The sequence below is a fragment of the Kitasatospora sp. CB02891 genome, assembly GCF_002803145.1.
In the GTDB taxonomy this organism is placed as follows: Bacteria; Actinomycetota; Actinomycetes; order Streptomycetales; family Streptomycetaceae; genus Kitasatospora; species Kitasatospora griseola.
This window is the reverse complement of the sequence record NZ_NNBO01000008.1, coordinates 328,134-354,875: the sequence shown is the minus strand read 5'-3', so window position 1 is coordinate 354,875 and position 26,742 is coordinate 328,134. Positions and strand designations below refer to the sequence as shown.

At 71.5% G+C, this 26,742-nt stretch carries 25 protein-coding genes and 1 rRNA gene; 18 read left to right on the top strand and 8 right to left on the bottom strand.

The window, feature by feature from the left end:
• The first annotated feature begins 115 nt into the window (after positions 1–115).
• Positions 116–232, top strand: a 5S ribosomal RNA gene (gene rrf, locus CG736_RS20475).
• A 99-nt stretch (positions 233–331) separates the two neighbouring features.
• Here the strand turns inward: rrf and CG736_RS20470 are convergent.
• Positions 332–1,105, bottom strand: a complete 774-nt coding sequence (locus CG736_RS20470) for a glucose 1-dehydrogenase (protein WP_100587619.1) — start codon at positions 1,103–1,105, stop codon at positions 332–334.
• A gap of 97 nt (positions 1,106–1,202) precedes the next feature.
• Between CG736_RS20470 and CG736_RS20465 the strand changes: the two genes are divergently transcribed.
• The 9 genes from CG736_RS20465 (at position 1,203) to pstB (ending at position 11,633) form a co-directional block, all read left to right on the top strand.
• Positions 1,203–1,838 carry a TetR/AcrR family transcriptional regulator gene (locus tag CG736_RS20465; protein WP_369880226.1) on the top strand — a complete coding sequence of 212 codons (636 nt, stop codon included), beginning with the start codon at positions 1,203–1,205 and terminating at the stop codon, positions 1,836–1,838.
• Between the two features lie 30 nt (positions 1,839–1,868).
• Positions 1,869–2,789, top strand: coding sequence for a mycothiol synthase (gene mshD, locus CG736_RS20460; protein WP_100587617.1), 921 nt, complete (start codon positions 1,869–1,871; stop codon positions 2,787–2,789).
• Between the two features lie 286 nt (positions 2,790–3,075).
• A complete protein-coding gene (locus tag CG736_RS20455) occupies positions 3,076–5,424 on the top strand; it encodes an RNA degradosome polyphosphate kinase (RefSeq protein ID WP_100587616.1) in 2,349 nt (782 codons plus the stop codon).
• Positions 5,425–5,515: 91 nt separating this feature from the next.
• A complete protein-coding gene (locus CG736_RS20450) occupies positions 5,516–6,586 on the top strand; it encodes a CHAD domain-containing protein (RefSeq protein WP_100587615.1) in 1,071 nt (356 codons plus the stop codon).
• 38 nt (positions 6,587–6,624) lie between these two features.
• On the top strand, positions 6,625–7,149 hold the full coding sequence (locus tag CG736_RS20445; RefSeq protein WP_198520555.1) for an NUDIX hydrolase: 525 nt from the start codon (positions 6,625–6,627) through the stop codon (positions 7,147–7,149).
• Between the two features lie 230 nt (positions 7,150–7,379).
• A complete protein-coding gene (gene pstS / locus CG736_RS20440) occupies positions 7,380–8,510 on the top strand; it encodes a phosphate ABC transporter substrate-binding protein PstS (protein WP_100587614.1) in 1,131 nt (376 codons plus the stop codon).
• A gap of 168 nt (positions 8,511–8,678) precedes the next feature.
• Entirely contained in the window at positions 8,679–9,662 is a 984-nt protein-coding gene (gene pstC / locus CG736_RS20435; protein WP_100587613.1) for a phosphate ABC transporter permease subunit PstC, read from the top strand.
• Positions 9,663–9,735: 73 nt separating this feature from the next.
• On the top strand, positions 9,736–10,815 hold the full coding sequence (pstA, locus tag CG736_RS20430; RefSeq protein WP_100587612.1) for a phosphate ABC transporter permease PstA: 1,080 nt from the start codon (positions 9,736–9,738) through the stop codon (positions 10,813–10,815).
• A 41-nt stretch (positions 10,816–10,856) separates the two neighbouring features.
• Positions 10,857–11,633: a phosphate ABC transporter ATP-binding protein PstB gene (pstB, locus tag CG736_RS20425; protein ID WP_043915557.1), complete on the top strand. Its 777-nt coding sequence runs from the start codon at positions 10,857–10,859 to the stop codon at positions 11,631–11,633.
• 142 nt (positions 11,634–11,775) lie between these two features.
• On the opposite strand, the gene CG736_RS20420 is transcribed toward pstB, so the two are convergent.
• Together CG736_RS20420 and CG736_RS20415 are read right to left on the bottom strand one after the other, a co-directional pair.
• Positions 11,776–12,771 (bottom strand): inorganic phosphate transporter, encoded by a 996-nt coding sequence (locus tag CG736_RS20420; protein ID WP_100587611.1) that lies wholly within the window; start codon positions 12,769–12,771, stop codon positions 11,776–11,778.
• A gap of 5 nt (positions 12,772–12,776) precedes the next feature.
• Positions 12,777–13,397, bottom strand: coding sequence for a DUF47 domain-containing protein (locus CG736_RS20415; protein WP_100587610.1), 621 nt, complete (start codon positions 13,395–13,397; stop codon positions 12,777–12,779).
• A 254-nt stretch (positions 13,398–13,651) separates the two neighbouring features.
• Between CG736_RS20415 and CG736_RS20410 the strand changes: the two genes are divergently transcribed.
• Positions 13,652–14,008, top strand: coding sequence for a metal-sensitive transcriptional regulator (locus CG736_RS20410; RefSeq protein ID WP_100587609.1), 357 nt, complete (start codon positions 13,652–13,654; stop codon positions 14,006–14,008).
• Positions 14,009–14,032: 24 nt separating this feature from the next.
• Here the strand turns inward: CG736_RS20410 and CG736_RS20405 are convergent, their stop codons facing one another.
• Both CG736_RS20405 and CG736_RS20400 read right to left on the bottom strand, forming a co-directional pair.
• Positions 14,033–14,212: a hypothetical protein gene (locus tag CG736_RS20405; RefSeq protein ID WP_100587608.1), complete on the bottom strand. Its 180-nt coding sequence runs from the start codon at positions 14,210–14,212 to the stop codon at positions 14,033–14,035.
• A gap of 121 nt (positions 14,213–14,333) precedes the next feature.
• Positions 14,334–15,164 carry a hypothetical protein gene (locus tag CG736_RS20400; RefSeq protein ID WP_100587607.1) on the bottom strand — a complete coding sequence of 277 codons (831 nt, stop codon included), beginning with the start codon at positions 15,162–15,164 and terminating at the stop codon, positions 14,334–14,336.
• 159 nt (positions 15,165–15,323) lie between these two features.
• Here CG736_RS20400 and CG736_RS20395 point away from each other — a divergent pair, with 159 nt between their 5' ends.
• Entirely contained in the window at positions 15,324–15,512 is a 189-nt protein-coding gene (locus CG736_RS20395; protein ID WP_100587606.1) for a hypothetical protein, read from the top strand.
• Positions 15,513–15,544: 32 nt separating this feature from the next.
• Here CG736_RS20395 and CG736_RS20390 read toward each other — a convergent pair whose 3' ends face one another.
• Positions 15,545–16,282, bottom strand: coding sequence for a phosphatase PAP2 family protein (locus tag CG736_RS20390; protein ID WP_083462610.1), 738 nt, complete (start codon positions 16,280–16,282; stop codon positions 15,545–15,547).
• A 176-nt stretch (positions 16,283–16,458) separates the two neighbouring features.
• Positions 16,459–17,511 (bottom strand): bifunctional lytic transglycosylase/C40 family peptidase, encoded by a 1,053-nt coding sequence (locus CG736_RS20385; protein WP_100587605.1) that lies wholly within the window; start codon positions 17,509–17,511, stop codon positions 16,459–16,461.
• Between the two features lie 248 nt (positions 17,512–17,759).
• Between CG736_RS20385 and CG736_RS20380 the strand changes: the two genes are divergently transcribed.
• From CG736_RS20380 to CG736_RS20355, 6 genes are all read left to right on the top strand, one after another.
• Positions 17,760–18,107, top strand: coding sequence for a hypothetical protein (locus tag CG736_RS20380; RefSeq protein ID WP_043915564.1), 348 nt, complete (start codon positions 17,760–17,762; stop codon positions 18,105–18,107).
• A 181-nt stretch (positions 18,108–18,288) separates the two neighbouring features.
• Positions 18,289–19,044 (top strand): hypothetical protein, encoded by a 756-nt coding sequence (locus CG736_RS20375; RefSeq protein ID WP_157815662.1) that lies wholly within the window; start codon positions 18,289–18,291, stop codon positions 19,042–19,044.
• Positions 19,034–20,302 (top strand): hypothetical protein, encoded by a 1,269-nt coding sequence (locus CG736_RS20370; RefSeq protein ID WP_232734083.1) that lies wholly within the window; start codon positions 19,034–19,036, stop codon positions 20,300–20,302. The genes CG736_RS20375 and CG736_RS20370 overlap by 11 nt, the downstream gene beginning before the upstream one ends.
• Positions 20,303–20,309: 7 nt before the next feature.
• Positions 20,310–21,896 (top strand): SCO6880 family protein, encoded by a 1,587-nt coding sequence (locus CG736_RS20365; protein WP_100587603.1) that lies wholly within the window; start codon positions 20,310–20,312, stop codon positions 21,894–21,896.
• A 19-nt stretch (positions 21,897–21,915) separates the two neighbouring features.
• Complete coding sequence (locus tag CG736_RS20360) at positions 21,916–23,262, top strand: ATP-binding protein (protein WP_100587602.1); 1,347 nt, start codon at positions 21,916–21,918, stop codon at positions 23,260–23,262.
• Positions 23,263–23,462: 200 nt separating this feature from the next.
• Entirely contained in the window at positions 23,463–25,271 is a 1,809-nt protein-coding gene (locus CG736_RS20355) for a bifunctional UDP-sugar hydrolase/5'-nucleotidase (RefSeq protein ID WP_100587601.1), read from the top strand.
• Positions 25,272–25,325: 54 nt separating this feature from the next.
• On the opposite strand, the gene CG736_RS20350 is transcribed toward CG736_RS20355, so the two are convergent.
• Positions 25,326–26,726, bottom strand: a complete 1,401-nt coding sequence (locus tag CG736_RS20350) for a cell wall metabolism sensor histidine kinase WalK (RefSeq protein WP_100587600.1) — start codon at positions 26,724–26,726, stop codon at positions 25,326–25,328.
• Positions 26,727–26,742 lie beyond the last annotated feature (16 nt).

The window sequence follows — 26,742 nt, the reverse complement described above, 5'->3', positions numbered from 1 at the left end:
CCGAGGGCTTGTCCTCAGTTGCTCGCGTCCACTGTGTTGGTTCTGAAACCACGAACAGAACCCCGCCCCACCCTGTGTGGGGTGTGCGGGTTCCGGTTCGACAGTTTCATAGTGTTTCGGTGGTCATAGCGTGAGGGAAACGCCCGGTTACATTCCGAACCCGGAAGCTAAGCCTCACAGCGCCGATGGTACTGCAGGGGGGACCCTGTGGGAGAGTAGGACGCCGCCGAACAATTCTTCAGAAGAAGCCCCCCGCCTTTACGGCGGGGGGCTTTTTCGCGTTCCCGGACTTTCGGGGAATCGGGCCGGAGCGGATCAGGGCGCCCGGAGGTCAGAGGTGGGAGCCGCCGGTGGCGTCGATGGTCTGGCCGGTGATCCAGCGGGAGTCGGGGGCGGCTAGGAAGGCGACGATGTCGGCGATGTCGTCCGGTCGGCCGATTCGGCCGAGGGCGGAGAGGCCGGCGGCGTGGGCCTGGGCGGCCGGGTTGTCGCGGAGCCAGGAGGCGTTGACGTCGGTGTCGACGATGCCGGGGCGGACGGAGTTGGCGGTGATGCCGCGGGGGCCGAGCTGAGCGGCGAGGTTGAGGGTGAAGTTGTCGAGGGCGCCCTTGGTGGCGTTGTAGGCGATGATCTCGGGCATGGCGATCCGGGCGACGCCGCTGGAGATGTTGATGATGCGCCCGCCGTCACGGAGCCGGGGCAGCGCCTGCTGGGTGAGGAAGAACGGGGCGCGGACGTTGACCGCGAAGACCTCGTCGAACTCGGCCTCGGTGAGCTCGGCGAGGGCGGAGCTGCGGCCGATGCCGGCGTTGTTGACCAGGATGTCGAGCTTGCCGTCGGGGGAGTACTCGCGGCCGGCCCGGTCGAAGGCGTCCCAGAGACGGGCGGCGTCGCCGTGGCTACCGAGGGGGGCGTGGACCAGGAAGGCGCGGCCGCCGTCGGCGTGGATCTTCTTCAGCACGCTGGTGGCGGCGTCGTGGTCGCGGGCGTAGCCGAGGGCGACGGTGGCGCCGTCCTGGGCGAGGCGTTCGGCGATGCCGCGGCCGATGCCGCGGGAGGCACCGGTGACCAGGGCGATCTTGCCGTCAAGTGCGCGTGCAGACATGGTGGTTGACCCATCTCTCAGTTCTTGAGTGACCGTTCAAGAAAGAACGTAGCACGGGCCGCGCACTTTCTTGAGTGATCGCTCTAAAATGAGTGGCATGACGACGACTGCAGGTGCGAGGCGGGGCCGTCCGCCGGCCTTCGACCGGGCGGCGGTGCTGACGGCGGCGACCAGGCTGTTCTGGGAGCGGGGCTACCAGGCGACCTCGGTGGGCGAGCTGACCGGGGCGATGGGGATCAAGCCGGGCAGCCTCTACGCGGCGTTCGGCGACAAGGAGTCGCTGTTCCGCGAGGTGGTGCGGGCGTACCAGCAGTCCCCGGCGGGCGAGTTCGTGGGGGTGGCGTTCGCGGAGGAGCCGACCGTTCGGGCGGCGTTCGTCCGGGTCCTGCGGGAGGCGGCGCGGGTCTACTCGGATCCGGCGCACCCGGCGGGCTGCCTGGTGATCAGCGCAGCCGCCAACGTCGCCGCCCAGGACGACGAGGTGGCGGTGTTCCTGCGGGACCTGCGGGCGGCGAACCTGGCCGGCTTCGAGGAGCGGCTGTCCACCGCGAAGCGGCTCGGGGAGCTGCCGGCCGACGCGGATCCGACCGCGTTGGCGCGCTACTTCGGTGCCGTCCTGCAAGGCATGTCGCAGCGCTCCCGGGACGGCGCGGACACGGCGGAGCTGACGGCGACGGCCGAACTGGCGATGGCGGCCTGGCCCGTGGCGGGCACTGGCACCACGGCCTCCTGAAAGCGGGTCGGAGGACGTACGCTCGGCAGTATGCAGACTGCTGAGAACACGTCAGGTGGGGGCCGGGTCGAACGCGTCGAGGTGCTGACGGCGGAGCAGGCCGAGGCGGTGCGGGAGTTGCTGGCGGAGGCGGCCCGGACGGACGGCCGGGAGGCGGTCTCGGAGGCGGGCCGACTGCGCATCCGCCCGGACCGCCCCCGTCCGGGGGTGCGGCACCTGGTGCAGCTGGCGGACGGCCGGGTCACGGGATACGCCCAGGTCGAGGGCGAGCATCCGGGAACGGTCGAGCTGACGGTGGCCCCGCCCGAGCGCGGCCGGGGCCTGGGCGGGGCCCTGGTGCACGCGGTGCTGGACGGGGCGGACGGCGAGCTGAACTTCTGGGCGCACGGTGGCCTGCCGGCCGCCCGGCACCTCGCCGAAGTCCACGGTGCGGTGCTGGTGCGGGAGTTGCGACAGATGCGGCGCACCGCCGAGGCGCCGGAGCCGGTGGCGGTGCCGGCCGGCGTCGAGCTGCGGACCTTCGAGCCGGGCCGGGACGAGCAGGCCTGGCTGGCGCTCAACGCGCTGGCGTTCGCGCACCACCCTGAGCAGGGCTCGTGGACCGAGCAGGACCTGGCGGAGCGGATGGCCGAGCCGTGGTTCGACCCGAAGGGCTTCTTCCTGGCCGAACGGGACGGCAGGCTGGTCGGCTACCACTGGACGAAGATCCAGCCGGACGGCCTGGGCGAGGTCTACGTGGTCGGCGTGGACCCGGCGGAGCAGGGCGGGGGCCTGGGGAAGGCGCTGACCGCGGCGGGCCTGCGGCACCTGATCCTGGAGCGCGGGCTGCCCACCGTGATGCTGTACGTGGACGCGGACAACGCGGCAGCCGTCCGGGTGTACGAGCGCCTGGGCTTCGCCGTCCACGAGGTGGACCTGATGTACCGCTGGGAGCCCTCGGCAGGCCGCTGAGCCGGGCGGTCGCCGGGCGGACGGGGCCGTCCGGTAACCGCCACAGGGGTGACGGACTCAGCTTTCCTCCCGGCCATGCGGTGTTTACCGTGGATTCAATTGGCGCCGCGAAGATCACAGAATGTCGTCCGTATTGCCCCGTCCGCGTCACCGCTCCACCCGCCGCCCGGCCGGGCCGGTTCCGGCTGCGCCGGGTGGGTGGTCGTGGGTCGACGAGGACGATCAGCATGCGGAGGCGTGTCCTTCGTCCCGCCGGGACCGCGTCCTGCAGGAGGAGCTGGAACTGATGAGCATCCCGCGCCCCGTCCCCGACTCGGCCGTCGCCGAGTCCAGCACCGAGCAGAAGCCGGCCGTCCGGTCCGGTGGGAAGGCCGGGTCCCGGGCCGGCGGCAGGGCCGCGGCCAAGGATCCGGCGAAGGAGACGAAGCCGCGGGCCGCGGCGCGTGCCAAGGCCGAGCCGGCGGCGCCGGCCGAGCAGGCGCGGGCGACCGCCGCACTGCCGGCCGCGGTGGCGTCGGCGTTCCAGGCGGGTGGCGCGGACGGGCACGGCGCGGAAGGGACGGAGTTGCCGCAGGGCCGGTTCCTGGACCGCGAGCGCAGCTGGCTGGCGTTCAACGAGCGGGTGCTGGAGCTCGCCGAGGACCCGAACATCCCGCTGCTGGAACGGGCCAAGTTCCTGGCGATCTTCGCGTCCAACCTGGACGAGTTCTTCATGGTGCGGGTGGCGGGGCTGAAGCGCCGGATCGCCACCGGGGTCGCCCAGCGGTCGGCGTCGGGGCTGCAGCCGCGCGAGGTGCTGGACCTGATCTGGCGCCGCTCGCGCGAGCTGATGGCCCGCCACGCGGCCACCTTCCAGCAGGAGGTGCTGCCGGACCTGGCGGCCGAGGGCATCGAGCTGGTGCGCTGGCCGGACCTGGCGGAGACCGAGCAGGCCCGCTTGCACACGCTGTTCAGGCAGCAGATCTTCCCCGTCCTGACGCCGCTGGCCGTCGACCCGGCGCACCCGTTCCCGTACATATCGGGGCTGTCGCTGAACCTGGCGGTGGTGGTGCGCAACCCCGTGTCGGGGCACAAGCACTTCGCCCGGGTGAAGGTGCCGCAGCTGCTGTCGCGCTTCCTGGAGGCCTCGCCGCAGCGGTACGTGCCGCTGGAGGACGTGATGGGCGCGCACCTGGAGGAGCTGTTCCCGGGGATGGAGGTGCTCGCCCACCACGCGTTCCGGGTCACCCGCAACGAGGACCTGGAGGTGGAGGAGGACGACACCGAGAACATCCTGAAGGCGCTGGAGAAGGAGCTGATGCGGCGCCGCTTCGGGCCGCCGGTGCGCCTGGAGGTCGAGGAGTCCATCGACCCGTACATCCTGGACCTGCTGGTGCGGGAGCTGAACATCACCGAGGCGGAGGTCTTCCCGCTGCCCGGCCCGCTCGACCTGACCGGCCTGTTCGGCATCGCCGACCTGGACCGGCCCGAGCTGCGGTACCCGAAGTTCGTGGCGGGCACCGCGCGCGGCCTGATCGACGTGGAGTCGGCCTCCCAGCCGGACATCTTCGCCGCGATGCGCGAACGCGACGTGCTGCTGCACCACCCGTACGACTCGTTCTCCACCTCCGTGCAGGCGTTCCTGGAGCAGGCCGCCGCCGACCCGCACGTGCTGGCGATCAAGCAGACGCTGTACCGCACCTCCGGCGACTCGCCGATCGTGGACGCGCTGATAGACGCCGCGGAGTCCGGCAAGCAGGTGCTGGTGCTGGTGGAGATCAAGGCGCGCTTCGACGAGCAGGCCAACATCAAGTGGGCCCGCAAGCTGGAGGAGGCCGGCTGCCACGTGGTGTACGGCCTGATCGGGCTGAAGACGCACTGCAAGCTGTCGCTGGTGGTCCGCCAGGAGGGCGACACACTGCGCCGCTACTCGCACGTCGGCACCGGCAACTACCACCCGAAGACCGCCCGGCTGTACGAGGACCTGGGGCTGCTGACGTCCGACCCGCAGGTCGGCGCGGACCTCTCCGACCTGTTCAACCGGCTGTCCGGCTACTCGCGCCGCGAGTCGTACCGGCGGCTGCTGACCGCGCCGCGCGGGCTGCGCGACGGCCTGGTCGCCCGGATCAACGGGGAGATCGCCCACCACCGGGCCGGCCGGCCCGCCTTCGTCAAGATCAAGGTCAACTCGATCGTCGACGAGGTGGTCATCGACGCCCTGTACCGGGCCTCGCAGGCCGGGGTGCCGGTGGACGTCTGGGTGCGCGGCATCTGCGCGATCCGGCCGGGCGTGCCGGGCCTGAGCGAGAACGTCCGGGTGCGGTCGATCCTCGGCCGGTTCCTGGAGCACTCCCGGGTGTTCGTGTTCGGCAACGGCGGCGACCCGGAGGTGTGGATCGGCAGCGCCGACATGATGCACCGCAACCTGGACCGCCGGATCGAGGCGCTGGTCCGGGTCACCGACCCGGCGCACCGGGCCGAACTGAACGGGCTGCTGGACCTCGGCGTCTCCGACGAGACCGACTCCTGGCACCTCGGCCCGGACGGCGCCTGGATCCGCCACGCGCAGGACGCCGAAGGCCGCCCGCTGCGGCACGTCCAGGACCTGCTGATCGACTCACGCCGCCGCAACCGCGGCTCCGCCGCCGCACGCTGAGCGGCACCCCGCCCGCGCCGGGAGCCTCCCGGCGCGGGCGGCATGCAGCCCCGGGGCAGGCCCGGGGACGGAATCGGGGAGAGCCACAGCCATGACCGATGCGCCGACGACGGCCCCGGTGGCGCGCGCCGCGACCGCCGGGGAGGTCCTTGCCGGCTACCTGACCGCCCAGGCGGGCGTGTTCCTGCGCGCCCTGCCGCAGGCGGTCGGCGAGGCCGGGTCGAGACCGGGGGCGCTCCCGGCGTCGGCACAGGCCGCGGACGACCTGCTGCGCGCGGTGCGCCGGATCGGCGGGGCCCTGCACACCTTCGCGCCGGTCTTCGACCCGGCGTGGGCGCAGGAGTCGCGCACCGAACTGCGCTGGCTGATCGACCTGCTCGCGCAGGAACCCGGCTACCGGCGCCGCGCCGACCGGCTGCTCGGCGCCCTCGACTCGCTGGCCGACACCGCCCCCGACGGGGCCGGCATGCTGGCCGGCCACCCGGGCGCGCCGAAGGCCCGGGCGCTGCTCGAACGCCAGCTGACGCTGGCCCGCACCCGCGCGCACACCGCGCTGCTGCAGGAGCTGCGCTCGGCCCGGCTGCACGCGCTGGCCGACCGGATGACGCTGCTGGCCGGCGAGGTGCCGCTGGTGCCGGAGGCCGCCGCCGAGCCGGCGGTGACGCTGCTCCCGCGGACCGCGGCGGCACTGGGCGCGCTGGTCGCGGCGGCCGAGCGGCTGCCGTGGCAGCGCTCCGCGCAGGCGTACGCCGGGGCCGGGCTGCACCGGCTGGGCGCGGCCGGGACGGAGCCGGACCTGGTGCCGGCGCCGCGCGGCGCGGCGGACGCCGACGTGGCGCTGGCGGCGGACGACGCGCCGTGGCTGCGGGCCCGGATCCTGGTGAAGCGGGCCCGGTACGCGCTGGAGGTGTGCAGCGCGCCGGACGGCGAACTGCTGGAGCTGGACCGGGTGCTGGGCCACCACCAGGAGGCGTCGGACGCGGCGGTCACGGCCGCCACGGCCGCCCGCACGCCGCGGATCACCCCGGCGACGGCGTACGTGCTGGGCGTGGTGCACGCCGATCAGCGGCTGGACGTGGAGGCCGCCCGGTACGCTTTCGGGCGCCAGTGGCCGGCGGTGGCCCCCGGGCTGGCCGGCCCGGCCGCGGTGGTGTCGGACTGAACCCTCGATCCCCTCTCCGGACGGACCGCGTGCCGCAGTTGCCCGATCACACCTCCCCGTCCGCCCGAGCCCGGGCGGGCGGCGCCCGCACCGACCGCCGTCCGGCCGTCGGCGCCCGGTCGACGGTGCTGGCGGCGGGCGCGGTGCTGTGGGTGCCGGGGCCGCTGCGCAAGGACGGCAGCCGCAAGAAGCCGCGGGTGGCGCTGGTGCACCGGCCCAAGTACGACGACTGGAGCCTGCCGAAGGGGAAGCTCGACCCGGGAGAGGGCTGGCGGACCGCGGCGCTGCGCGAGGTGCGGGAGGAGACCGGGATGCGCTGCGTGCTGGGCCCGGAGCTGCCGACCCAGCACTACCTCGTGCAGGGCCGGCCGAAGGAGGTCCGGTACTGGGCGGCGGTGCCGACCGGCGGGGCGTTCCGGCCGAACCGTGAGGTGGACCTGTTGGAGTGGCTGCCGCCGCGGCGGGCCAAGGAGCGGCTGACGCACGCCCGCGACCGGGTGCTGATCGACGCGCTGCTGGAGCTGCTGCTCGACCGGGAGCCGGGCCCCGTCCCGCACGGGTGAGGCGCGGTCCCGCGGCCGGGTGATCTGCCCGCGCCCGACCTGTGACGCAACCGTTACTACCGGCCAAGGTTTCCTGACATCCGTCCGAGGTTCACTCCCCGTTCATTTGCGACGGGCTGACGCGTCACCTGTTCTGCCTAACTTCGGGTTTACCGGAGGGCCGGAAGGGCCCCGGACCACAGCAAATCCGGTCGTTCGGAGACCGGTATTGCCTCAGAAAGGGACACCCTGTGAACCTGCGGAACGGCCGCTCCAAGGCCCTCGCCATCGGTGCCGTCGCGCTCGTCTCCACGCTGTCGCTGTCCGCGTGCGGCACGGACGACAACACCAAGACCACCACGGGCTCGTCCTCCGGGGCCCCCGCGGCCGCCAAGATCGCCTGCGCCGACAAGGGCGGCGCGCTGCTCGCGGCCGGCTCGACCGCGCAGACCCCGGCGATCGACGTCTGGAAGGCCGCCTACGGCGCCGCCTGCTCCACCACCACCCTCACCTACGGCGGCGGCGGCTCCGGCGCGGGCGTCACCCAGTTCAACCAGGGCAAGGTCGCCTTCGCCGGCTCCGACGGCGCCCTGAAGCAGTCCGAGATCGACGCCTCGAAGGCCGTCTGCACCGGTGGCCAGGGCATCGACCTGCCGATGGTCGGCGGCCTGATCTCGATCGTCTTCAACGTCGAGGGTGTCGACAAGCTGGTCGTGGACGGCCCGACCCTGGCGAAGATCTTCGACTCGCAGATCACCAAGTGGAACGACCCGGCGATCGCCGCCCTGAACCCGGGCGTCAACCTGCCGGCCGCCGACATCCAGGCGATCCACCGCTCCGAGGACTCCGGCACCACCCAGAACCTGACCGCCTACCTGGCCAAGGCCGGCGGCGGCAACTGGAAGTACCCGGCCGCCAAGGCGTGGGCGGGCCAGGGCGGCCAGTCCGCGAACGGCTCCGCCGGTGTCGCGGCCCAGGTCAAGCAGGTCAAGAACTCGATCTCCTACGTCGAGCTGTCCTACGCCCAGACCAACAAGCTGAACAGCGCCGCCATCGCCACCGGCGCCGCCAAGCCGGTCGAGGCCACCGCCGCCAACGCCGCCACCTCGCTGGCCAACGCCAAGGTCGTCGGCACCGGTGCGGACCTGGCGCTGGACATCGACTACGCGACCAAGGCCGAGGGCGCCTACCCGCTGACCCTGGTCACCTACGAGATCGTCTGCGACAAGGGCAACAAGGCCGAGACCCTGCCGGCCCTGAAGTCCTTCCTGAACTACACCGTCAGCGACGCGGGCCAGCAGGCCATCGGTGCGGTCGGCTACGTGCCGCTGCCGAAGGAGCTCGCCGGCAAGGTGAAGACCCAGATCGACGCCCTCGCCTGAGGCTGAGCGGCGACCGGCCGGGCGGCCCCCGAAGGAGGGGGCGGGGCCGCCCGGCCGGGCAGCGCACCGATCGCACCACCCGCACCACCCACCACCAGAACGTCCGGGGCACCGCCGCCAAGGTGCCGCCCTCCGCGGGGCAGCGCCGCCAGACCGGAGTAAACGATCATGACTACTTCCTCCCCCGCCGACGCGCGGGGACGGACCCCACGACGCCGCGGCGACAGCCGCCGCGGTGACGCCGTGTTCTTCAACCTCTCCCGCGGTGCGGGTGTCCTGCTGCTGGTCGTCATGGCCGCCATCGCAGGCTTCCTGGCCTACCGCTCGGCCCTCGCCCTGGGCAAGAACGAGGGCAACTTCCTCACCACCTTCGAGTGGACGCCGGACGCCGCCAAGCCGGTGTTCGGCATCGCCGTGCTCACCTTCGGCACCCTGGTCAGCGCGCTCATCGCGATGGCCATCGCGGTCCCGGTCGCGGTCGGCATCGCGCTGTTCATCTCGCACTACGCGCCGCGCCGGATCGCCCAGCCGTTCGCCTACCTGGTGGACCTGCTGGCCGCCGTCCCGTCGATCGTCTACGGCCTGTGGGGCGTGCTGTTCCTGGTGCCGCACATGGACGGCCTGACCAGCTGGATGGACCAGTACCTCGGCTGGACGTACATCTTCGGCCAGACCAACTCCGGTGTCCCGGCGCGCAACCTGTTCACCGTCGGCATCCTGCTGGCGATCATGGTGCTGCCGATCATCACCGCGGTCACCCGCGAGGTGTTCCGCCAGGTCCCGCGGATGCACGAGGAGGCGGCGCTCGCGCTCGGCGCGACCCGCTGGGAGATGGTCCGCACCGCGGTGCTGCCGTTCGGCCGCCCCGGCATCATCTCCGCGTCGATGCTCGGCCTGGGCCGCGCGCTCGGCGAGACCATCGCGGTCGCCACCGTGCTGTCCACCAACAGCAAGCTCTCGCTGCACCTGCTCGACCCGGGCGGCGGCACCTTCGCCGAGAACATCGCGCTGAAGTTCAACGAGGCCCAGCCGCTCGGCCGGGACGCGCTGATGGCCTCCGGCCTCGTCCTGTTCGTGATCACGCTGCTGGTGAACGGCGCCGCCCGCGTCATCATCGCCCGCCGCAAGGAGTACTCGGGGGCCGCCGCATGAGCGAGCGAAGTGAGTTCATCATCAAGAGGTGCGCGTGTGCGAAGCGCTCGCCGAGCGCCGGCGAGGTGGGCGCATGAGCACCACCGTCACCGTCACCGACGCCACTCCTCCGCAGCTCAGCCACCGGCTGACCGCGGCCCGGCTGCCCCGCTGGGCGCCCGCCGGCATCGCCGGGGGCTCGATCGTCCTCGGCTGCGCCGTCGGCGCCGTCGCCGACCTCAAGAGCCACCTGCAGTGGGGCCTGATCTCCGCCCTGCTCTTCCTGGCCGCCAGCTACGCCGTCTCGGCCTCGGTCGAGGGCCGCCGGCAGGCCAAGGACCGTTTCGCCACCTCGCTGGTGTGGGTCGCCTTCATCTGCGCCGTGGTGCCGCTGGTCTCGCTGACCTTCTACACCGTGCAGCAGGGCATCGGGGCGATCACCCCCGAGTTCCTCAGCCACTCGATGAAGGGCGTCGTCGCCACCCTCAGCCCGGACGGCGGCATCTACCACGCCATCATCGGCACCGTCGAGCAGGTCCTGCTGGCCACCCTGATCGCCGCGCCGATCGGTCTGCTCACCGCCGTCTACCTGGTGGAGTACGGCCGCGGCCGGCTCGCCAAGGCGGTCACCTTCTTCGTCGACGTGATGACGGGCATCCCGTCGGTCGTCGCCGGTCTGTTCATCCTCTCGCTCTGGAACATCCTCCTCGGCTTCGAGTACTCCGGTTTCTCCGGCAGCCTCGCGCTGGCGATCCTGATGATGCCGGTCGTGGTCCGCTCGACCGAGGAGATGCTCAAGCTCGTCCCGAACGAGCTCCGGGAAGCCTCGTACGCGCTGGGCGTGCCGCGCTGGAAGACCATCCTGCGGATCGTCCTCCCCACGGCCATCGGCGGAATCACCACCGGTGTGATGCTGGCGGTCGCCCGCATCACCGGTGAGACCGCCCCCGTGATGATGCTGGTGTTCGGCGCCGACTTCATCAACAGCGACCCGTTCAACGGGCCTCAGCAGTCGCTGCCGCTCTACATCTGGCAGCAGTACTCGCAGGTCAACAACGAGTTCGGCTACTCGCGCGCCTGGGGCGCGGCGCTGGTGCTGATCGCCTTCGTGATGGGGCTCAACCTCATCGCCCGGGGCATCGCACGCTGGCGCTCGCCCAAGGGCGGACGCTGACACCGACTGACGTACGAACAGACGAGAGAAGACGAAAGATCATGGCCAAGCGCATCGACGTCAGCGGACTGTCCGCCTACTACGGCTCCACCCGCGCCATCGAGGACATCTCGATGACCATCGAGCCCCGCTCGGTGACCGCGTTCATCGGCCCCTCCGGCTGTGGCAAGTCCACCTTCCTGCGCACCCTCAACCGGATGCACGAGGTGATCCCCGGCGCCCGGGTCGAGGGCAAGGTGATGCTCGACGACGAGAACCTGTACGGCGCGAACGTCGACCCGGTCGCCGTCCGCCGCTCGGTCGGCATGGTGTTCCAGCGGCCCAACCCGTTCCCGACCATGTCGATCTACGACAACGTGGTGGCCGGCCTGCGGCTGGCCGGCGTGAAGAAGAAGTCCGTCCTGGACGGCGTGGTGGAGCGGTCCCTGCAGGGCGCCAACCTCTGGAACGAGGTCAAGGACCGCCTGAACAAGCCCGGCGCGGGTCTGTCCGGCGGCCAGCAGCAGCGCCTGTGCATCGCCCGGGCGATCGCGGTCGAGCCCGAGGTGCTGCTGATGGACGAGCCCTGCTCGGCCCTCGACCCGATCTCCACCCTCGCCATCGAGGACCTGATCGGCGAGCTGAAGTCGCAGTTCACCATCGTGATCGTGACCCACAACATGCAGCAGGCGGCGCGCGTCTCCGACCGCACCGCGTTCTTCAACCTGGCGGGCGTCGGCCAGCCCGGCAAGCTGATCGAGCTGGACGACACCCAGCGGATCTTCTCCAACCCGTCGGTCCAGGCCACCGAGGACTACATCTCCGGCCGCTTCGGCTGACCGGCCCCGCCGCCTCCCGGCGGTGGAGCGCACCAGCTGCTCCGCGGTGCTGCATGGCGGTGCCGCCGCGGAGCCGACGAAGGGCCCGCCCCCGTGCTGTGGGGGCGGGCCCTTCCGCCGTACTGCCGTGCCGGAGCCCGGTCTAGAGGACCAGCAGGTTGGTGATGCCGAACATCGCTGCGGCCACGATCGCCGCCGCCGGCATGGTGATGAACCAGCCCATCACGATGTTCTTCGCCACGCCCCAGCGGACCGCCCGGACCCGCTTGGTGGCGCCCACGCCCATGATCGCCGAGGTGATCACGTGGGTGGTGGAGATCGGCGCCGCGTAGACGAACGAGGTGGTGTACATGACCGCGGAGGCGGTGGCCTCGGCGGCGAAGCCCTGCGGCGGGTCCAGCTCGATGATCTTCCGGCCCAGGGTGCGCATGATCCGCCAGCCGCCCGCGTAGGTGCCCAGCGAGAGCATCATGGCGCAGGAGATCTTCACCCAGATCGGGATGCCGGTGCCGGAGTGGTGGCCGGAGATGGTCAGGGCCATCACCACGATGCCCATGGTCTTCTGGGCGTCCTGCAGGCCGTGTGCCAGTGCCATCGCGGCCGCCGAGGCGGTCTGCGCCACCCGGAAGTTGCGCTTGGCCTTGTGCGGGTTGGCCTTCTTGAAGATCCACAGGATCGCCAGCATCACCAGGAAGCCGCCGATCAGGCCGACGATCGGCGAGATGATCATCGGAAGGATGATCTTATCGATCACCCCGTGCCAGATCACTTCGGTACCGCCGGCCAGCGCCGCGCCCACCATGCCGCCGAACAGCGCGTGCGAGGAGGAGGACGGCAGACCGAAGTACCAGGTCACCAGGTTCCAGGCGATGGCGCCGACCAGGGCGGCGAACAGGATCGCCATGCCCTTGGAACCGGTCGGGGTCTCGATGATCCCCTCGGAGACGGTCTTCGCCACCCCGCTGCCGAGGAAGGCGCCCGCCAGGTTCATCACCGCGGCCATCGCCAGCGCCGCCCGGGGGGTCAGCGCCCGGGTGGAGACCGAGGTGGCGATGGCGTTCGCGGAGTCGTGGAAGCCGTTGGTGTACGTGAAGAAGAACGCCACGCCGACAACGACGATGAGTGCTGCCATGTCCACGGAGCTCAGGACTCCTTGACGGCGATGGTCTCCACCGTGTTGGCCACGTGCTCGAACGCGTCGGCGGCCTCTTCGAGAACGTCCACGACCTGCTTGAGCTTCAGCACCTCGATCGCCTCGTACTGGCCGGAGAACAGGTGGGCCAGCAGCTTGCGGTGGATCTGGTCCGCCTGGTTCTCCAGCCGGTTGACCTCGATCCAGTACTCGGTGAGGTTCGACATCGACCGCAGGTTGGGCATCGCCTCGGCGGTCAGCTCGGCGGCCCGGGCCAGCACCTCGATCTGCTGCTCGACGCCCTTCGGGAGGGTCTCGATGTCGTACAGCACGACCAGGTCGACGGCCTCCTCCATGAAGTCCATGATGTCGTCCAGCGAGGACGCCAGCGTGTAGATGTCCTCCCGGTCGAACGGCGTGATGAAGGACGAGTTCAGCTGGTGGAAGATCGCATGGGTGGTGTCGTCCCCGGCGTGCTCGGCGGCGCGCATGCGCTCGACGATCTCCGCGCGGGCGGACACGTCCGAGCCCAGTAGTTCCAGCAGGAGCTTCGATCCGACGACAAGGTTCTCCGCCGCGGCGGCGAACATGTCGTAGAAGCTCGTCTCCTTCGGGGTCAGGCTAAAACGCACGGAAATCTCCGATGTGCGGGGTCGGTACTTGACGATGCTAGGCGCACGTATGCCGTGTCCGGGTACGGGGCTGCCGACGCGCGCCCTAAGTGTGTCCCAGGACACGCCGGTTTGCTCCCGCTCTGCACGGGGATCTCTGAGCTGACGCCCGGACGGCGGAACACCAGGCCGGTGCCGGATGTTGGAGACTGGGGGCACCTCCCGGCCGAAGGCCGGGGGAGGGCCGAGTACCGAAACCAAGAGGGCGGACCGGGATGACCACCATCGACACCCCCAGCACCGACACCCCACCGGCGTGCCACGGAGCGGGGCAGGGCGCCGGGCCCCACGGCTACAGCGGCGACAAGGAAGCACACCTCAAGCGACTGCGCCGGATCGAAGGTCAGATCCGCGGCCTGCAGCGGATGGTCGACGAGGACGTCTACTGCATCGACATCCTCACCCAGGTCTCCGCCTCCACCAAGGCCCTCCAGTCCTTCGCGCTGGTCCTGCTGGAGGAGCACCTGGCGCACTGCGTGGCGGCCGCAGCCGCCGCGGAGGACGGCGGCGAGGAGCTGAACGCCAAGGTCGCCGAGGCCAGCGCGGCCATCGCGCGGCTGCTGCGCACCTGAGCCGCAGCGCCCGCTGACGCCCGATCAGCCGTCCGTGCCGGACGGCCGTTCGTCGTCCCTGCGCAGCAGCACCTCGTCGATCTGTTCGGCGGCCAGCCGTTCCGCGCGGCTGGCCGAGGCGGCGATCATCAGCTCACCGGCCAGGTCGATCTCGTCCAGCGCCGTGCTGTCGTGGCCGCCGGTGCCGCTCTCCCCGGTTGCCATTGGCCTCCACCCCTTCCACGCCCCGTCCGTGTCGACCCGACCCCGTACCAGCGTAGGCAGCGGGAGGCCGGCCCACATGGCACGGACGGGCCATCTCTGGTGTCCGAAACGGGTGGGGCGGTCACTTCGGGGAGGGCGAGGGCTTCATCGACCAGAGGTCCGCGGCGGACGGCTCGGCGGCGTCCACCGGCCTGCCGAAGTCGGTCAGCGACAGCGTGGAGACCACCTTCACCTGGTCCTTGGCGGCGGTGGAGCCGGCCACCCCGGCGAAGGTGAAGTTCTCCACCACCTTGTGCAGCCGCCCCTGGCCGTCCAGCCAGACCTCGTACGGGACCTCCTTCACCGTGAAGGTCTGCCCGGCCATCCGCAGGCCGTCCGCGCCGCGGCCGCCGGTCGCGTCGGCGGCCTTCACCAGGTCCAGGGTGCCCTTGAAGTGCTTCAGCTCCACGCCGTCGACCGTCTCGCTGCCGACCAGGTCGGCGGTCTGCGCGCCGCGCAGCGCGCCCGCCGCGGTCGCCGGATCGGTGGCGCCGGAGCTCACCAGGTTGCCGTCCGGGAGCTGGCGGACGTCCAGCTTGACCCACTTGCCCTCGGGGATCTTGGCGCCGGTGTTCTGCAGGTAGACCGTGCCGGGCAGCACCACCTCGGTGATCCTCCCGTTGGTGGCGGCCCCCGGCGGGACGTCGATCTCCAGCCGGCCCAGCCGCTTCACGTAGTCGTAGCCGCCGGTGCCATGGAACACCGCCTTCTTCTCCGCGGACTCGGTGCTCAGCTCGGTGGCGACGTGCGCCGAACCGGTGCGGCCGGTGATGTCGGCGGCGGAGCGCACCGCGGTCAGCGGGTCGGCGGACAGCTGGTCGGCCGAGCTGTCCTGGTTCTGCCCGCCGCCGGTGCAGGCGGTCAGCAGGCCGGCGAGCACGGCCGCGGTGGCGGCCCGGTTGAGCTTCTTCACGTCTTCGACAACCCCCTGGCCCCGGACGGCCCGGCCAGCAGCCGTCCCGGATGGACAGCGCGCCTGCCAGGCAAACGAGTTGGGGCGCGGAAGGTTACGTACGGCGAACTCCGGGAGACGCGTTCCGCCGGGTGGCCCGGGAGGACTACCGTGACTGCTGTGGCAGACCGGCAGCCGGAGACGACCGGCGTGGCAGCGCGGAACGACCATCGGACCGAAGTGGTGGAGCGCGGCTCCTTCTGCTTCGCGCAGTGCGACTGCGGCTGGTTCGCTCCCGGGCGGCGCTCCCGCGACAAGGCCCGGCGGGACGCGGCCGCGCACCAGGCCGACCCGGAGCCGGACGACTGAGAGAGGCTCCGCGGGCCTGATCCGGCGGGCTGTCAGGCGGCCAGGTCGGAGTCCCGGTCGCGGTCCCCACGTCGGCGCAGGCGGGCCGCACGGCCGCCGGCCGGGGCGGCCGACCGGCGTCGGCCGCCGGCCGCCGCCGGGGCCTTGGCCACCACCAGCGGGCGCAGCGCCGTGCGGGACAGCGCGTGGCAGAGCGGCACCAGCACGGCCATCGCGATCGGGGCGAGCAGCAGCACCACGGCGGTGGCCAGCGCGTAGCCGCCGATCACGTCGGTCGGGTAGTGCACGCCCACGTACATCCGGCAGAAGCCCTGCAGCAGCGCGAGCGCGCCGGCGGCCGCGCCGAGCTTGCGGTTGACCAGGAACAGGGCGACGGCGATGCCCATCGACATCGCGGAGTGGTCGCTGACGAAGGAGAGGGTGTCCTCCTTGCCGGGGACCAGCACGTCGATCTCGGGGTGGTCGACGAACGGGCGGGGCCGGTTCACGATGGCCGAGATCGGCAGGTTGGCGAGCTCGGAGATGGCCACCGCGATCGGCGCCCACAGCACGCCGGCGACGGCGACCGGTGCGTCGGGCCGGCGGCGGGCGCTCAGCCAGGCGGTCAGGCCGATCGCGGCCAGGCCGATCAGGATGCCGTACTCGGCGGTCCAGGCGACCAGCGAGTCCAGCCAGCCGGGCGCGTCGGCGGCCAGACTGTTGACGGCCTTGAGCAGGCCGAGGTCGGGGTCGCCCGAACCGGCTCCCGCATCGGCGAGCAGCGTGGGCACGCCGCACCTCCCTGTCCGCATCTCCGCAGTGTCACCGGTCCGTGCGGCCGGGTGCGGACGTCCGGCAGCCTCCTGAGTCAACGCGATCGGGGCGGTCGGGGGTTCCGTCGAAACGTGCTGTTATGCAAACTTGACTCAGCGTCCACCCCGCATGCACATGCCTAGCGGACGGTTCGTCAGCTCTTTGCCGGTCCTTGACTCGCCGTGATGGTGCCGTCGTTCTTGTTCCGGGTGGGCAGCGCGGCCGCGCCGTCCGGGGTGACCCGGGTCGCCCCGATGTAGTCCCGCTGGTTGATGGTGTCGTAGCGGACCTTGGCGCCGGTGTGCGGGGCGTCGATCATGTAGCCGCCGCCGACGTAGATGCCGACGTGGTGGATGGTGCGCGGGTCCTCCAGGTCGTTGGCGAAGAACACCAGGTCGCCGGGCCGGAGTTGGTCCCGGGACGGGTGCGGCCCGCTGTACCACTGGTCGTTGGCCACCCGGGGCAGGTCGATGCCCACGCTCTTGAACGCCACCTGGGTCAGGCCCGAGCAGTCGAACCGCCCGTCCTCCCAGGTCTGCCCGGTGCCGCCCCACATGTAGTCGATGCCGAGCTTGCTCTGCGCGAAGTAGATCGCGCCCGCGGCCTCCTTGGACAGCGCGAGCTGCACGCCCGGGTCGGGCGGCGCGGTGAACGACTTGGCCAGCGACTGGATGCTCTTCACGTACCCCTGGGTCTCCTTGTACGGCGGGATGCCCTGGTACTTGATCACCGCGTACGGCCCGGCGTTGTACGCGGCCAGCATGTTGGCCTGCGGGTCGCCCGGGACCTTCGCGACGTCCTTGGCCAGCTCGCAGTCGTAGCTGGCGGCGGAGGCGATCGCGTCGCTCGGGTTCCAGACGTCCCGCTTGCCGTCGCCGTCGCCGTCGACGCCGGACGTGCTCCAGGTGCCCGGCATGAACTGCGCCAGCCCGTTCGCCCCGACCGGGCTCTTCGCGTTCGGGTCGAAGCCGCTCTCCTGGTACAGCTGCGCGGCCAGCAGCGGCGCGGAGATCTCCGGGCAGAGCGCGCCCCACTTCTGGATCTGCGGTCGGTACTGCGCCGGCACCGTTCCACTGGACAGCGACAGTTGGCCGGAACGCTCCGGTACCCCACTGGCCGCGTACGTCCCCAGCGTCACCACTCCGACGAACCCGATGGCCACCACCGCGACGGCGGCACCAGCGAGTCGAGCCTTCCCGAGCGCCATCCCGCACCATCCCGACGGATCGTCAGCTGCCCTGCCCTGTTGCGTTATTGCCCGGTGCAATCATCACAGATACCAGGGGCGGGCAGTATCCTCGAACTACCGGACATCCTGGCGGAGGCGTCCGGCCGCCACGAGCAATCCGCGAGAAGCAGCCAAGTCGACGTCAGATCTGGCCAAGAATAGGACCTGCCCCTTCGCTCGACCGTGGTCCGGGGCCTTGAATTTTCCTGATCGGGCGGTGAGATGGGATGAACCTGAACGTGGACAGCAGTGCGATCCGGTACCTGGCGGAGGACCCGCCGAAGAAGGCCAACATCGACACCATCATCGGCGGCATCGCCCCCGACTGGGGCCCGTTCGCCTCGCTCGGCTCCTCGGCCCGCGTGATGGTCCAGGTCGTCATGGCCGTCGCCATCCTGCTCTGCCTGGGCATCGCCATCTGGGGCGCTGCCAAGCAGCGGATCGGCGCCACCGCGATGCGTGACACGTTCAGCGCCGAACAGGGCAAGGGGCTGATCATCGCCGGCCTGACCGGCGTGTTCATCATCGGTTCGCTCGGCACGCTGTTCACCATTGTCTACGGCATGGCCATCTGACGATCGGACAACTTCCGTCCCATCCGCGCTGGTCCACGGTCCGCGCGCCGACACCGAGAACACCCGTCACGCCGCCGCACCCCCCACGCGGAGGCGCCGCACCAGGAGGGCCCCCGTGCCGTTGTCCGACGACCAGCCGCACACCCGTACGCGGCTACCGGTCGCCGAACAGACCGCCCCCGTGACTGGCCGTCAGGCCCGTCCCCTGCGCACCCTCCTGGCCATCCTCGGCGTCGTCACCCTGCTGGTCGTCGCCGTCGCCATCGCCAACCGCGACAAGGCCGTCCCCGGCCGCAACCCCGCCGCGAGCTCCGGCGACCGCGCCCGCAACGGGACCGCCCCCGCCGCCGACCGCACCGCCGCCACCGGCCAACAGCCCGTCACCACCACCGCCAACGGCATCGCCACCGGCTACCCCCACACCGATCAGGGGGCGCAGTCCGCCGCCGCCAACTACGCGGTCGCGCTGGGCTCCACCGACATGTTCCGCCCCGACACCCGCCACACCGTCCTCGCCACCCTCGCCGACCCCACCGTCCTCCCCACCCTCCAGTCCCGACTGGACCAGGCGTTCTCGCCGGAGACGGTGACCCGGTTCGGCCTGGACGCGCAGGGCCGCGCCCCGAAGGGGCAGCTCTTCGTCAGCCGGATCGTCCCGGTCGGCACCCGCACCACCAACAGCGCCGACACCGCCACCAAGGTCGACGTCTGGTGCACCGGCCTCTACGGCCTGGCCGGCGAGGACTCCACCCTCCCGGTCAGCCAGGACTGGTACACCCTGACCATCACCATGCGCTGGACCGGCAGCGACTGGAAGCTCACCGACTACTCCCGCGCCGCGGGCCCCGCCCCCCTGCCGGGCGACAACCAGGCGGCCACCGCGAAAGAGATCGCCGATGCCGTCCAGCAGTTCGGAGGGTTCCGCTATGCCCGCTGACGCGTCCAGACTGCGTTTCCTGGGCCGGGCCGGGGTGCTCGGCGCCGCCCTGAGCAGTCTTCAACTCACGGCGCTGGTGGTCGCGCAGCGGGTCGCTGCCGATCCGTCGCCCTCCCCGTCGTCCACCTGCCAGGCCCAGAACGTGCCGCTGCCCGGCGCCGGGAGCCAGTGCGCTCCCCCCGGGGCGCAGGTGGTCGGAGGGGACACGGTCACCTCGGTGACGGACCCGCTGGGCTCGTTGGCGAAGGGGTGTGCGCAGGCGGCGGCCTGGGTGGTGCGGCAGTTGGCGGGGGCGATCGACGGGACGACGAAGGTCGATTTCACCAATGCGGCGTTCCTGCAGCAGTACGCGGTGGTGTTCGCGGTGTCGACGGTGGTCACGCTGGTGCTGTGGCTGCTGGCGGTGACGAAGCGGGCGGTGCGCGGGGCCCCGTTGGGGCAGGCGTTCGGTGAGGCGGTCGGGTTCCTGTGGTTGACGGTGATCGCCTCGGCGTTCACGCCGTTGATCCTGTTCACGGTGGTGACCGTCACCGACGGGATGACGGATGCGATCGCGGCGGGGACGAAGTCCGACACGGGGACGTACCTGGGCGGGTTCGCGGACACCTTGGACAAGGGCAGCATGGGCGGTGGCCCGCTGATCCTGATCATCGTGTCGCTGGTGGCGGTGCTGGCCGCGGCGGTGCTGTGGATCGAGCTGGTGATCCGGGCGGCGATGCTGTACGTGGGCGCGCTGCTGGGGACGGCGGTGTACGCGGGGCTGGTGGACAAGCAGCTGTGGAAGCACGTGCGCCGGTGGGCCGCGATGATGCTGGCGATCGATCTGGCGAAGCCGATCATCGTGATCATCCTGGGGCTGGCGGGTGCGGTGGCGACCGGCACGGGCGCGGACGACGACTTCGCGCGGGTGCTGAGCGGGCTGGCGATCCTGTTCCTGTCGATTTTCGCGAGTGCCGCGGTGTACCGGTTCGTGCCGGGCTTCGGTGACGAGATGCTGTCGATGCGGCGGGCCCGGGCGAGTGCGGTGCAGGCGGGCAGTGCGATGATCAACGGCCCGGCGAACTTTGTGAAGCAGGGCATTTCGACCCACGGCTCGCGTGGCGGCCCGCAGGCCGGGGGCGGCTCCCCGGGCGCCGGTGGCGGTGGCGGGGTGGCCCCGGGCATCGCCGCGCACGCGTCCCGGCCCGCCGGCCCGGGTCGGCAGGCGGGTCCGCCCGCGCAGTCCCAGGCCCCGGTCAACAACCCGAAGGGAGGGTGACGGGTAGATGAGCAGCGACCAGTTCGGCCAGTACGGCGCCCAGTACGCCCAGCCGTACGCCCAGCCGCGCCGCAGCTACCTGATCGGCAAGGCGCGCCCGAACGCGCCGATCGGGCGCAACCGGGAGACCGGTGAGATCGTGCTGATCATCGCCGGCGCGGGCCTGGGCATGCTGTGGGGTCTGGGGGTGCCGATCCTGCCGCTGCGGCTGGCCGGCCTGGTGGGTTTCCCGCTGCTGGCGATCATGGCGGTGTACGTGCCGTACCGGCGGCGGACGTTCTACAAGTGGGTGGAGATCAACCGGACGTACCGGCGGACGGTGCGCAGCGGCCGGGCGGTGTGGAAGCCGGACGTGCACGAGGCCGGGACGCGGTTGGACGGGCGCGAGGTGGAGGTCGGTCCGCCGCCGGGGGTGGGGCGGCTGCGCTGGCTGACCGCGCCGTTCGGGCCGGACGAGGTCGCGGTGCTGATGCACCTGGAGCGGCGCACGGTGACGGCGGCGATCGAGATCGAGGGCCCGGGCGTGGGCCTGCGCGACTCGGAGGACCAGGAGGCGCTGGTCGACCGGTTCGGCACGCTGCTGAAGCACGTGGCCAACGGCGACGGCTTCGTGACGCGGCTGCAGATCCTGGCCCGGACGCTGCCGGCCGACCCGGACGCGCACGCCAAGGACGTGGAGCGGCGCGGCGACCACTCGGCGCCGCGCTGGCTGCAGGAGAGCTACGACCAGCTGCAGTCGATGGTGTCGACCTCCTCGGAGCAGCACCGGGCGTACCTGGTGGCGTGCATGCAGTACACCCGGGAGCTGGCGTCCGAGGCGCATGCGATGGGGCGGACGGCGTACGGCCGGGACGAGGCCGAGCGGGACCGCGGGGACGACGGTCTGGCGACCGTGATGGCGCGTGAACTGACGGACATCTGCGCCCGGTTGGCGGAGGCGGACATCCGGGTGCGGCAGCCGCTGGGGCAGGCCCGGCTGGCGTCGCTGATCCACTCGATGTACGACCCGGACCACCCGATCGACCACATCCAGGCGATGAGCCGGCGCAACGCCTGGCCGGCCGAGCTGGACGCCACGCACCCGCAGTACCTGATGGCGAAGACCCGGGAGTCGGCGACCCGGGAGCCGTGGTGCCACGCCACCGCGTGGATCAAGGAGTGGCCGCTGACCCCGGTCGGGGTGAACTTCCTGGCGCCGCTGCTGGTGCACACCCCGGACGTGATCCGGACGGTCGCGGTCACCATGGACCTGGAGCCGACCGACGTGGCGATCGAGCGGATGCTCACCGAGAAGACCAACGACGAGGCGGAGGCCAGCCGGGCGGCGAAGATGAACCGCACGGTGGACCCGCGCGACCTGGCGCACACCGGCCGGGTGGACCAGCGCGGCGACGACCTGGCGTCCGGTGCGGCCGGGGTGAACCTGGTGGGCTACCTGACGGTGTCCTCGCGCAGCCCGGAGGCGCTGGCCCGGGACAAGCGGACCATCCGCGCCTCGGCGGGCAAGAGCTACCTGAAGCTGGAGTGGTGCGACCGCGAGCACCACCGGGCGTTCGCCAACACCCTGCCGTTCGCCACCGGCATCCGCCGCTGAACCATCGGAGGCCCCTCAGATGCTCGGAAACCTCACCGACGGCTTCGCCAGCGCCCTGTTCGGCCGGGTGGAGACCACCCGGCTGCCGGTGCGCACCTCCAGCGGCCAGGCGCAGGCGGTGTACCTGCCGACGGCGGCGCCCGGCCTGGGCGACTCCGGGGTGATCATCGGCCGCGAGGTGTACAGCGGCAAGGGCTACGTCTACGACCCGTTCCAGTTGTACGGCCAGCAGCTGCCGGCCCCGCACTGGCTGGTGCTGGGGGAGTCCGGCAACGGCAAGTCGGCGCTGGAGAAGACGTATGTGCTGCGGCAGTTGAGGTTCCGCGACCGCCAGGTGGTGGTGCTGGACGCGCAGGGCGAGGACGGCGTCGGCGAGTGGAACCTGATCGCCAACGCGCTGGGGATAAAGTCCGTCCGGCTGGACCCGCTGGCGGCCCGGGACGGCGGGGTGAAGCTGAACCCGCTGGACCCGGCGATCACCACCACCGGCCAGCTGTCGCTGCTGCGCACCATCATCGAGGTGGCGATGGCCCGCCCGCTGGAGGAGCGGGCCGGCTTCGCGCTGAAGGCGGCGCACGCGTACGTGCACGCCACGGTGAAGGACCGTCAGCCGGTGCTGAACGACATCATCGACACGCTGCGCAACCCCGACCTGTCGGCGGTGGAGTCGCTGGGCGTGGAGGTCGGCGAGGTGCAGTCCTGGGGCCTGGACGTGGCACTGGTGCTGGACCGGCTGGTCGACGGCGACCTGCGCGGCATGTTCGACGGCCCGACCTCGGCGGGCATCGACCTGGACGCGCCGCTGATCGTCTTCGACCTGTCGCACATCGACCGGAACTCGATCGCGATGCCGATCCTGATGGCGATCGTCGGGGTGTGGCTGGAGCACACCTGGCTGCGGCCGGACCGGGTGAAGCGGATCTTCCTGGTCGAGGAGGCCTGGCACATCATCAACAGCCCGTTCGTGGCGCAGCTGTTCCAGCGACTGCTGAAGTTCGGACGCCGGCTGGGCCTGTCCTTCGTGGCCGTGGTGCACCACCTGTCGGACGTGGTGGACGGGGCGGCGGCGAAGGAGGCGTCGGCGATCCTGAAGATGGCCTCCACCCGCACCATCTACATGCAGAAGGCGGAGGAGGCCAGGGCCACCGGCCGGGTGCTGGGTCTGCCGCGCTGGGCGGTGGAGATCATTCCGACGCTGTCGCCGGGCATCGCGGTGTGGGACGTCAACGGCAACGTGCAGGTGGTCAAGCACATCATCACCGAGGCCGAGCGCCCGCTGGTGTACACCGACCGGGCGATGACCGAGGACGCGGTGGCCGAGCGCGAGCGCGCCGAGCAGCAGCTGGCCGCCCAGCCCAGGATCTGACCGCCGCGGCCGGCCGGCCGGCGGGCCGGGCGACGGGTCGGACGACGGGCTGACCGAGGATCAGCCGAGAAGTCGTCAGTCCTCGGATACCAGCTCGTTACCCCAGGGTTCCTGACAGCTACGCGCGTGGACTCTAGGCTGCTCCCCGATACAACGCCAGGCCGCCGTCCGTCGCGGCCCCGACGGTGCAGGGGACCTTCATGCCCATTTCCGGTTCGACCGGCCGCCGCAGGACCGCGCTCGCGGTCGCCGCGGCCGCCGCCCTCATCGGCTCGATGGCCCTGCCGGCCACCGCCGAGGCCCACGGGCACGGCCAGGACAAGCCCAAGTACGAGGACCTGCAGCTCCTCGCCATCAACGACCTGCACGGCAACCTGGAGCCCCCGGCGGGTTCGTCCGGCACCGTCAACGAGATCGACGCGACCACCGGCAAGACCGTCGCCACCCCCGCGGGCGGTGTCGAGTACCTGGCCACCGCGCTGCGCAACGCCCGCGCGGGCCACCCGAACAGCGTGACCGTCGCGGCTGGCGACATCATCGGCGCCAGCCCGCTGATCTCCGGCCTGTTCCACGACGAGCCGACCGTCGAGGCGATGAACCAGATCGGCCTCGACGTCACCTCGGTGGGCAACCACGAGTTCGACGAGGGCTCGGCCGAGCTGAAGCGCATGCAGAACGGCGGCTGCCACCCGACCGACGGCTGCTACGAGGAGGGTCGCACCTTCGAGGGCGCCGAGTTCCCGTACCTGGCGGCCAACGTCACCAACGAGAAGACCGGCAAGCAGCTGCTCAAGCCGTACTGGGTGAAGAACGTCCGCGGCGTCAAGGTCGGCTTCATCGGCGTGACCCTGGAGGGCACCCCGAACATCGTCACCGCCGCCGGCGTGCAGGGCCTCAAGTTCGGCAACGAGGTCGAGACGATCAACAAGTACACCGCGGAGCTGAAGCGCCAGGGCGTCAACTCGGTGGTCGCGCTGATCCACGAGGGCGGCCTGCCGGCCAGCAACGTCTACAACTACGACTGCGGCGCGGGCGGCTCCGGCATCTCCGGCCCGATCGTGGACATCGCCAAGCGCCTCGACCCGGCGGTCGGCGCGATCGTCACCGGCCACACCCACAACTCGTACGCCTGCATGATCCCGGACCCGAACGGCGTGCCCCGCTCGGTCACCAGCGCCGCCTCGTTCGGCCGCCTGTACACCGAGATCGACCTCAAGCTGGACAAGCGGACCGGCTCGATCGTCCGCCCGTCGGTCACCGCGGCCAACCACGTCGTGCGCCGTGACCTGCCCAAGGCGCCGGACATGACCACGCTGATCGGCAAGTACAGCAAGCTGGCCGCCCCGATCGCCAACCGCGCCGTCGGCTACATCAGCGCCGACATCAACGGCCGCGGCTCCAGCGACCTGGAGAAGCCGCTCGGCGACCTGATCGCCGACGCGCAGCTGGCCGGTCTCGCGCCCGCCGACAAGGGCGGCGCGCAGGTGGCCTTCATGAACCCCGGCGGCATCCGCTCGGACCTGGTCTACAAGGCGTCCGGCAGTGAGGGCGACGGCGTGGTGACCTACGGCGAGGCGTTCACCGTCCAGCCGTTCACCAACATGATGCAGGTCAAGACCCTCACCGGCGCCCAGCTGGTCCAGGTCCTGCAGCAGCAGGTCTCCGGCTCCAACGCGGCCGCCCCGAAGATCCTGCAGATCTCCGGCAACCTCGCCTACACGCTGGACCTGAACAAGGCCGGCGCGGACCGCGTGATCGTCGACTCGGTCCGCCTGAACGGCGCCCCCGTCGACCCGAACGCCAAGTACCGGGTCGCCGCCAACGAGTTCCTGGCCGGCGGCGGCGACGGCTTCCCGGCCTTCGCGGCCGGCACCGACAAGCTCGTCGGCGCCTCCGACCTGGACCTCTTCAACGCGTACCTGACGGGCCACAGCACCGCCACCGCCCCGATCGTCCCGCCGGCCCAGAACCGGATCAAGGTCATCGGCGTCGGCCAGTCCATCGGCTGACGAAGCACTGCAAGCAGAGGGCGGGACACTTCGGTGTCCCGCCCTCCGGCGTGCTCAGCGCGGGTCGTCCGGCTGCCCGGGCAGCACCATGACCGCCTGCGTCCCCGGGCCGCCGTCCGTCGCGGGCCCCAGCGAGACCTGTCCGCCGGCGTCCCGCACGCTCTGCGCCACGATCGACAGCCCCAGCCCGGAGCCCGGCAGTTGACGGGAGGACGGGGAGCGCCAGAACCGGTCGAAGACGAACGGGAGTTCGTCGGTCGGGATGCCGGGACCGTGGTCGCGGACCGTCAACCGGCCGGCCCGCAGCCGCACCTCGACCGTCCCGGACGGCGGTGAGTACTTCACCGCGTTGTCCAGCAGGTTGATCACCGCCCGCTCCAGCGCGGCCGGATCGCCGTGCACGTACCAGGGGTTCACCTCGGTGACGAAGGTCAGCGCCGGGCCGCGCAGCCGCCCGCGCTCCAGCGCCCGCGCCACCGTCTCGTGGAACGGCACCACGGTGCGCACCGCCTCCGGGTTCGGGGTGTCCGGGCGGGAGAGTTGCAGCAGGTCGCCGATCAGTACGGTCAGCTCCTGCATCTGCGCCTTCATGTTGCCCAGCATCCGCGCCCGGGTCTCCGGCGGCAGCGCCCGGCCCTGCTGGTCGGACCGGATCAGCAGGTCCACGTTGGTGCGCAGCGAGGTGAGCGGGGTGCGGAGCTCGTGCCCGGCGTCGGCGATCAGCCGGGTCTGCCGCTCCCGGGAGTTGGCGAGCGCGGTGGACATCGAGTTGAACGAGGTGGAGAGCCGGGTGATCTCGTCGCTGCCGTTGACGGGGATGGTTGCGCCGACCTCCTCGGTGCGCGCGATGTGCTCGACGGCGTCGGTGAGCTGGTCGACGGGCTTGAGCGCGGACCGGGCGACGACCCGGCCGGCGATGCCGGCGCCGACGACGCCGAGGCCGGCGACGCCGGTCATCAGCAACGCGAGTGAGCTGAGCGACTTCTGCACCCCGTGGGTGGGCAGCGCGGTGAGGAGAACGGCCTGCTGCGGCATCCCGTTCACCTTCACGGTGATGTTGGTGCGCCGCACCTGTGCGGAGTCGTCGCCGCCGAGGTAGTTCCCGGCGCGGTAGGTCTCCCGCTTGCCGTGGGGCAGCAGGACGTTGTCGCCCGGCACGACCTGGATGGCCCGGGTGGCGTCGCCGAGGAGGCACACCGTGCCGTCGGTCAGTACGAACTGGTAGTCGTACATCTGCGGGCCGAGCCGATTGCCGCCCCCGACGGGGACGTTGGCCAGGGCCTCGGCCGGGGTCGTGCCGCAGTGCAGTTCGGTCTGGTCGGGCGGCGCCAGCGGCGCGCGGGGGGCGGCGGAGAGGCTGTCGTTCAGCTCCTGGTACAGGCGTTCACGGACCAGCAGCCAACTGGCCATGCTCACCACCGTGATCGCCACCGCCACCGCGGCGGCCGTGAGCATGGCCAGTCGGCTCCGC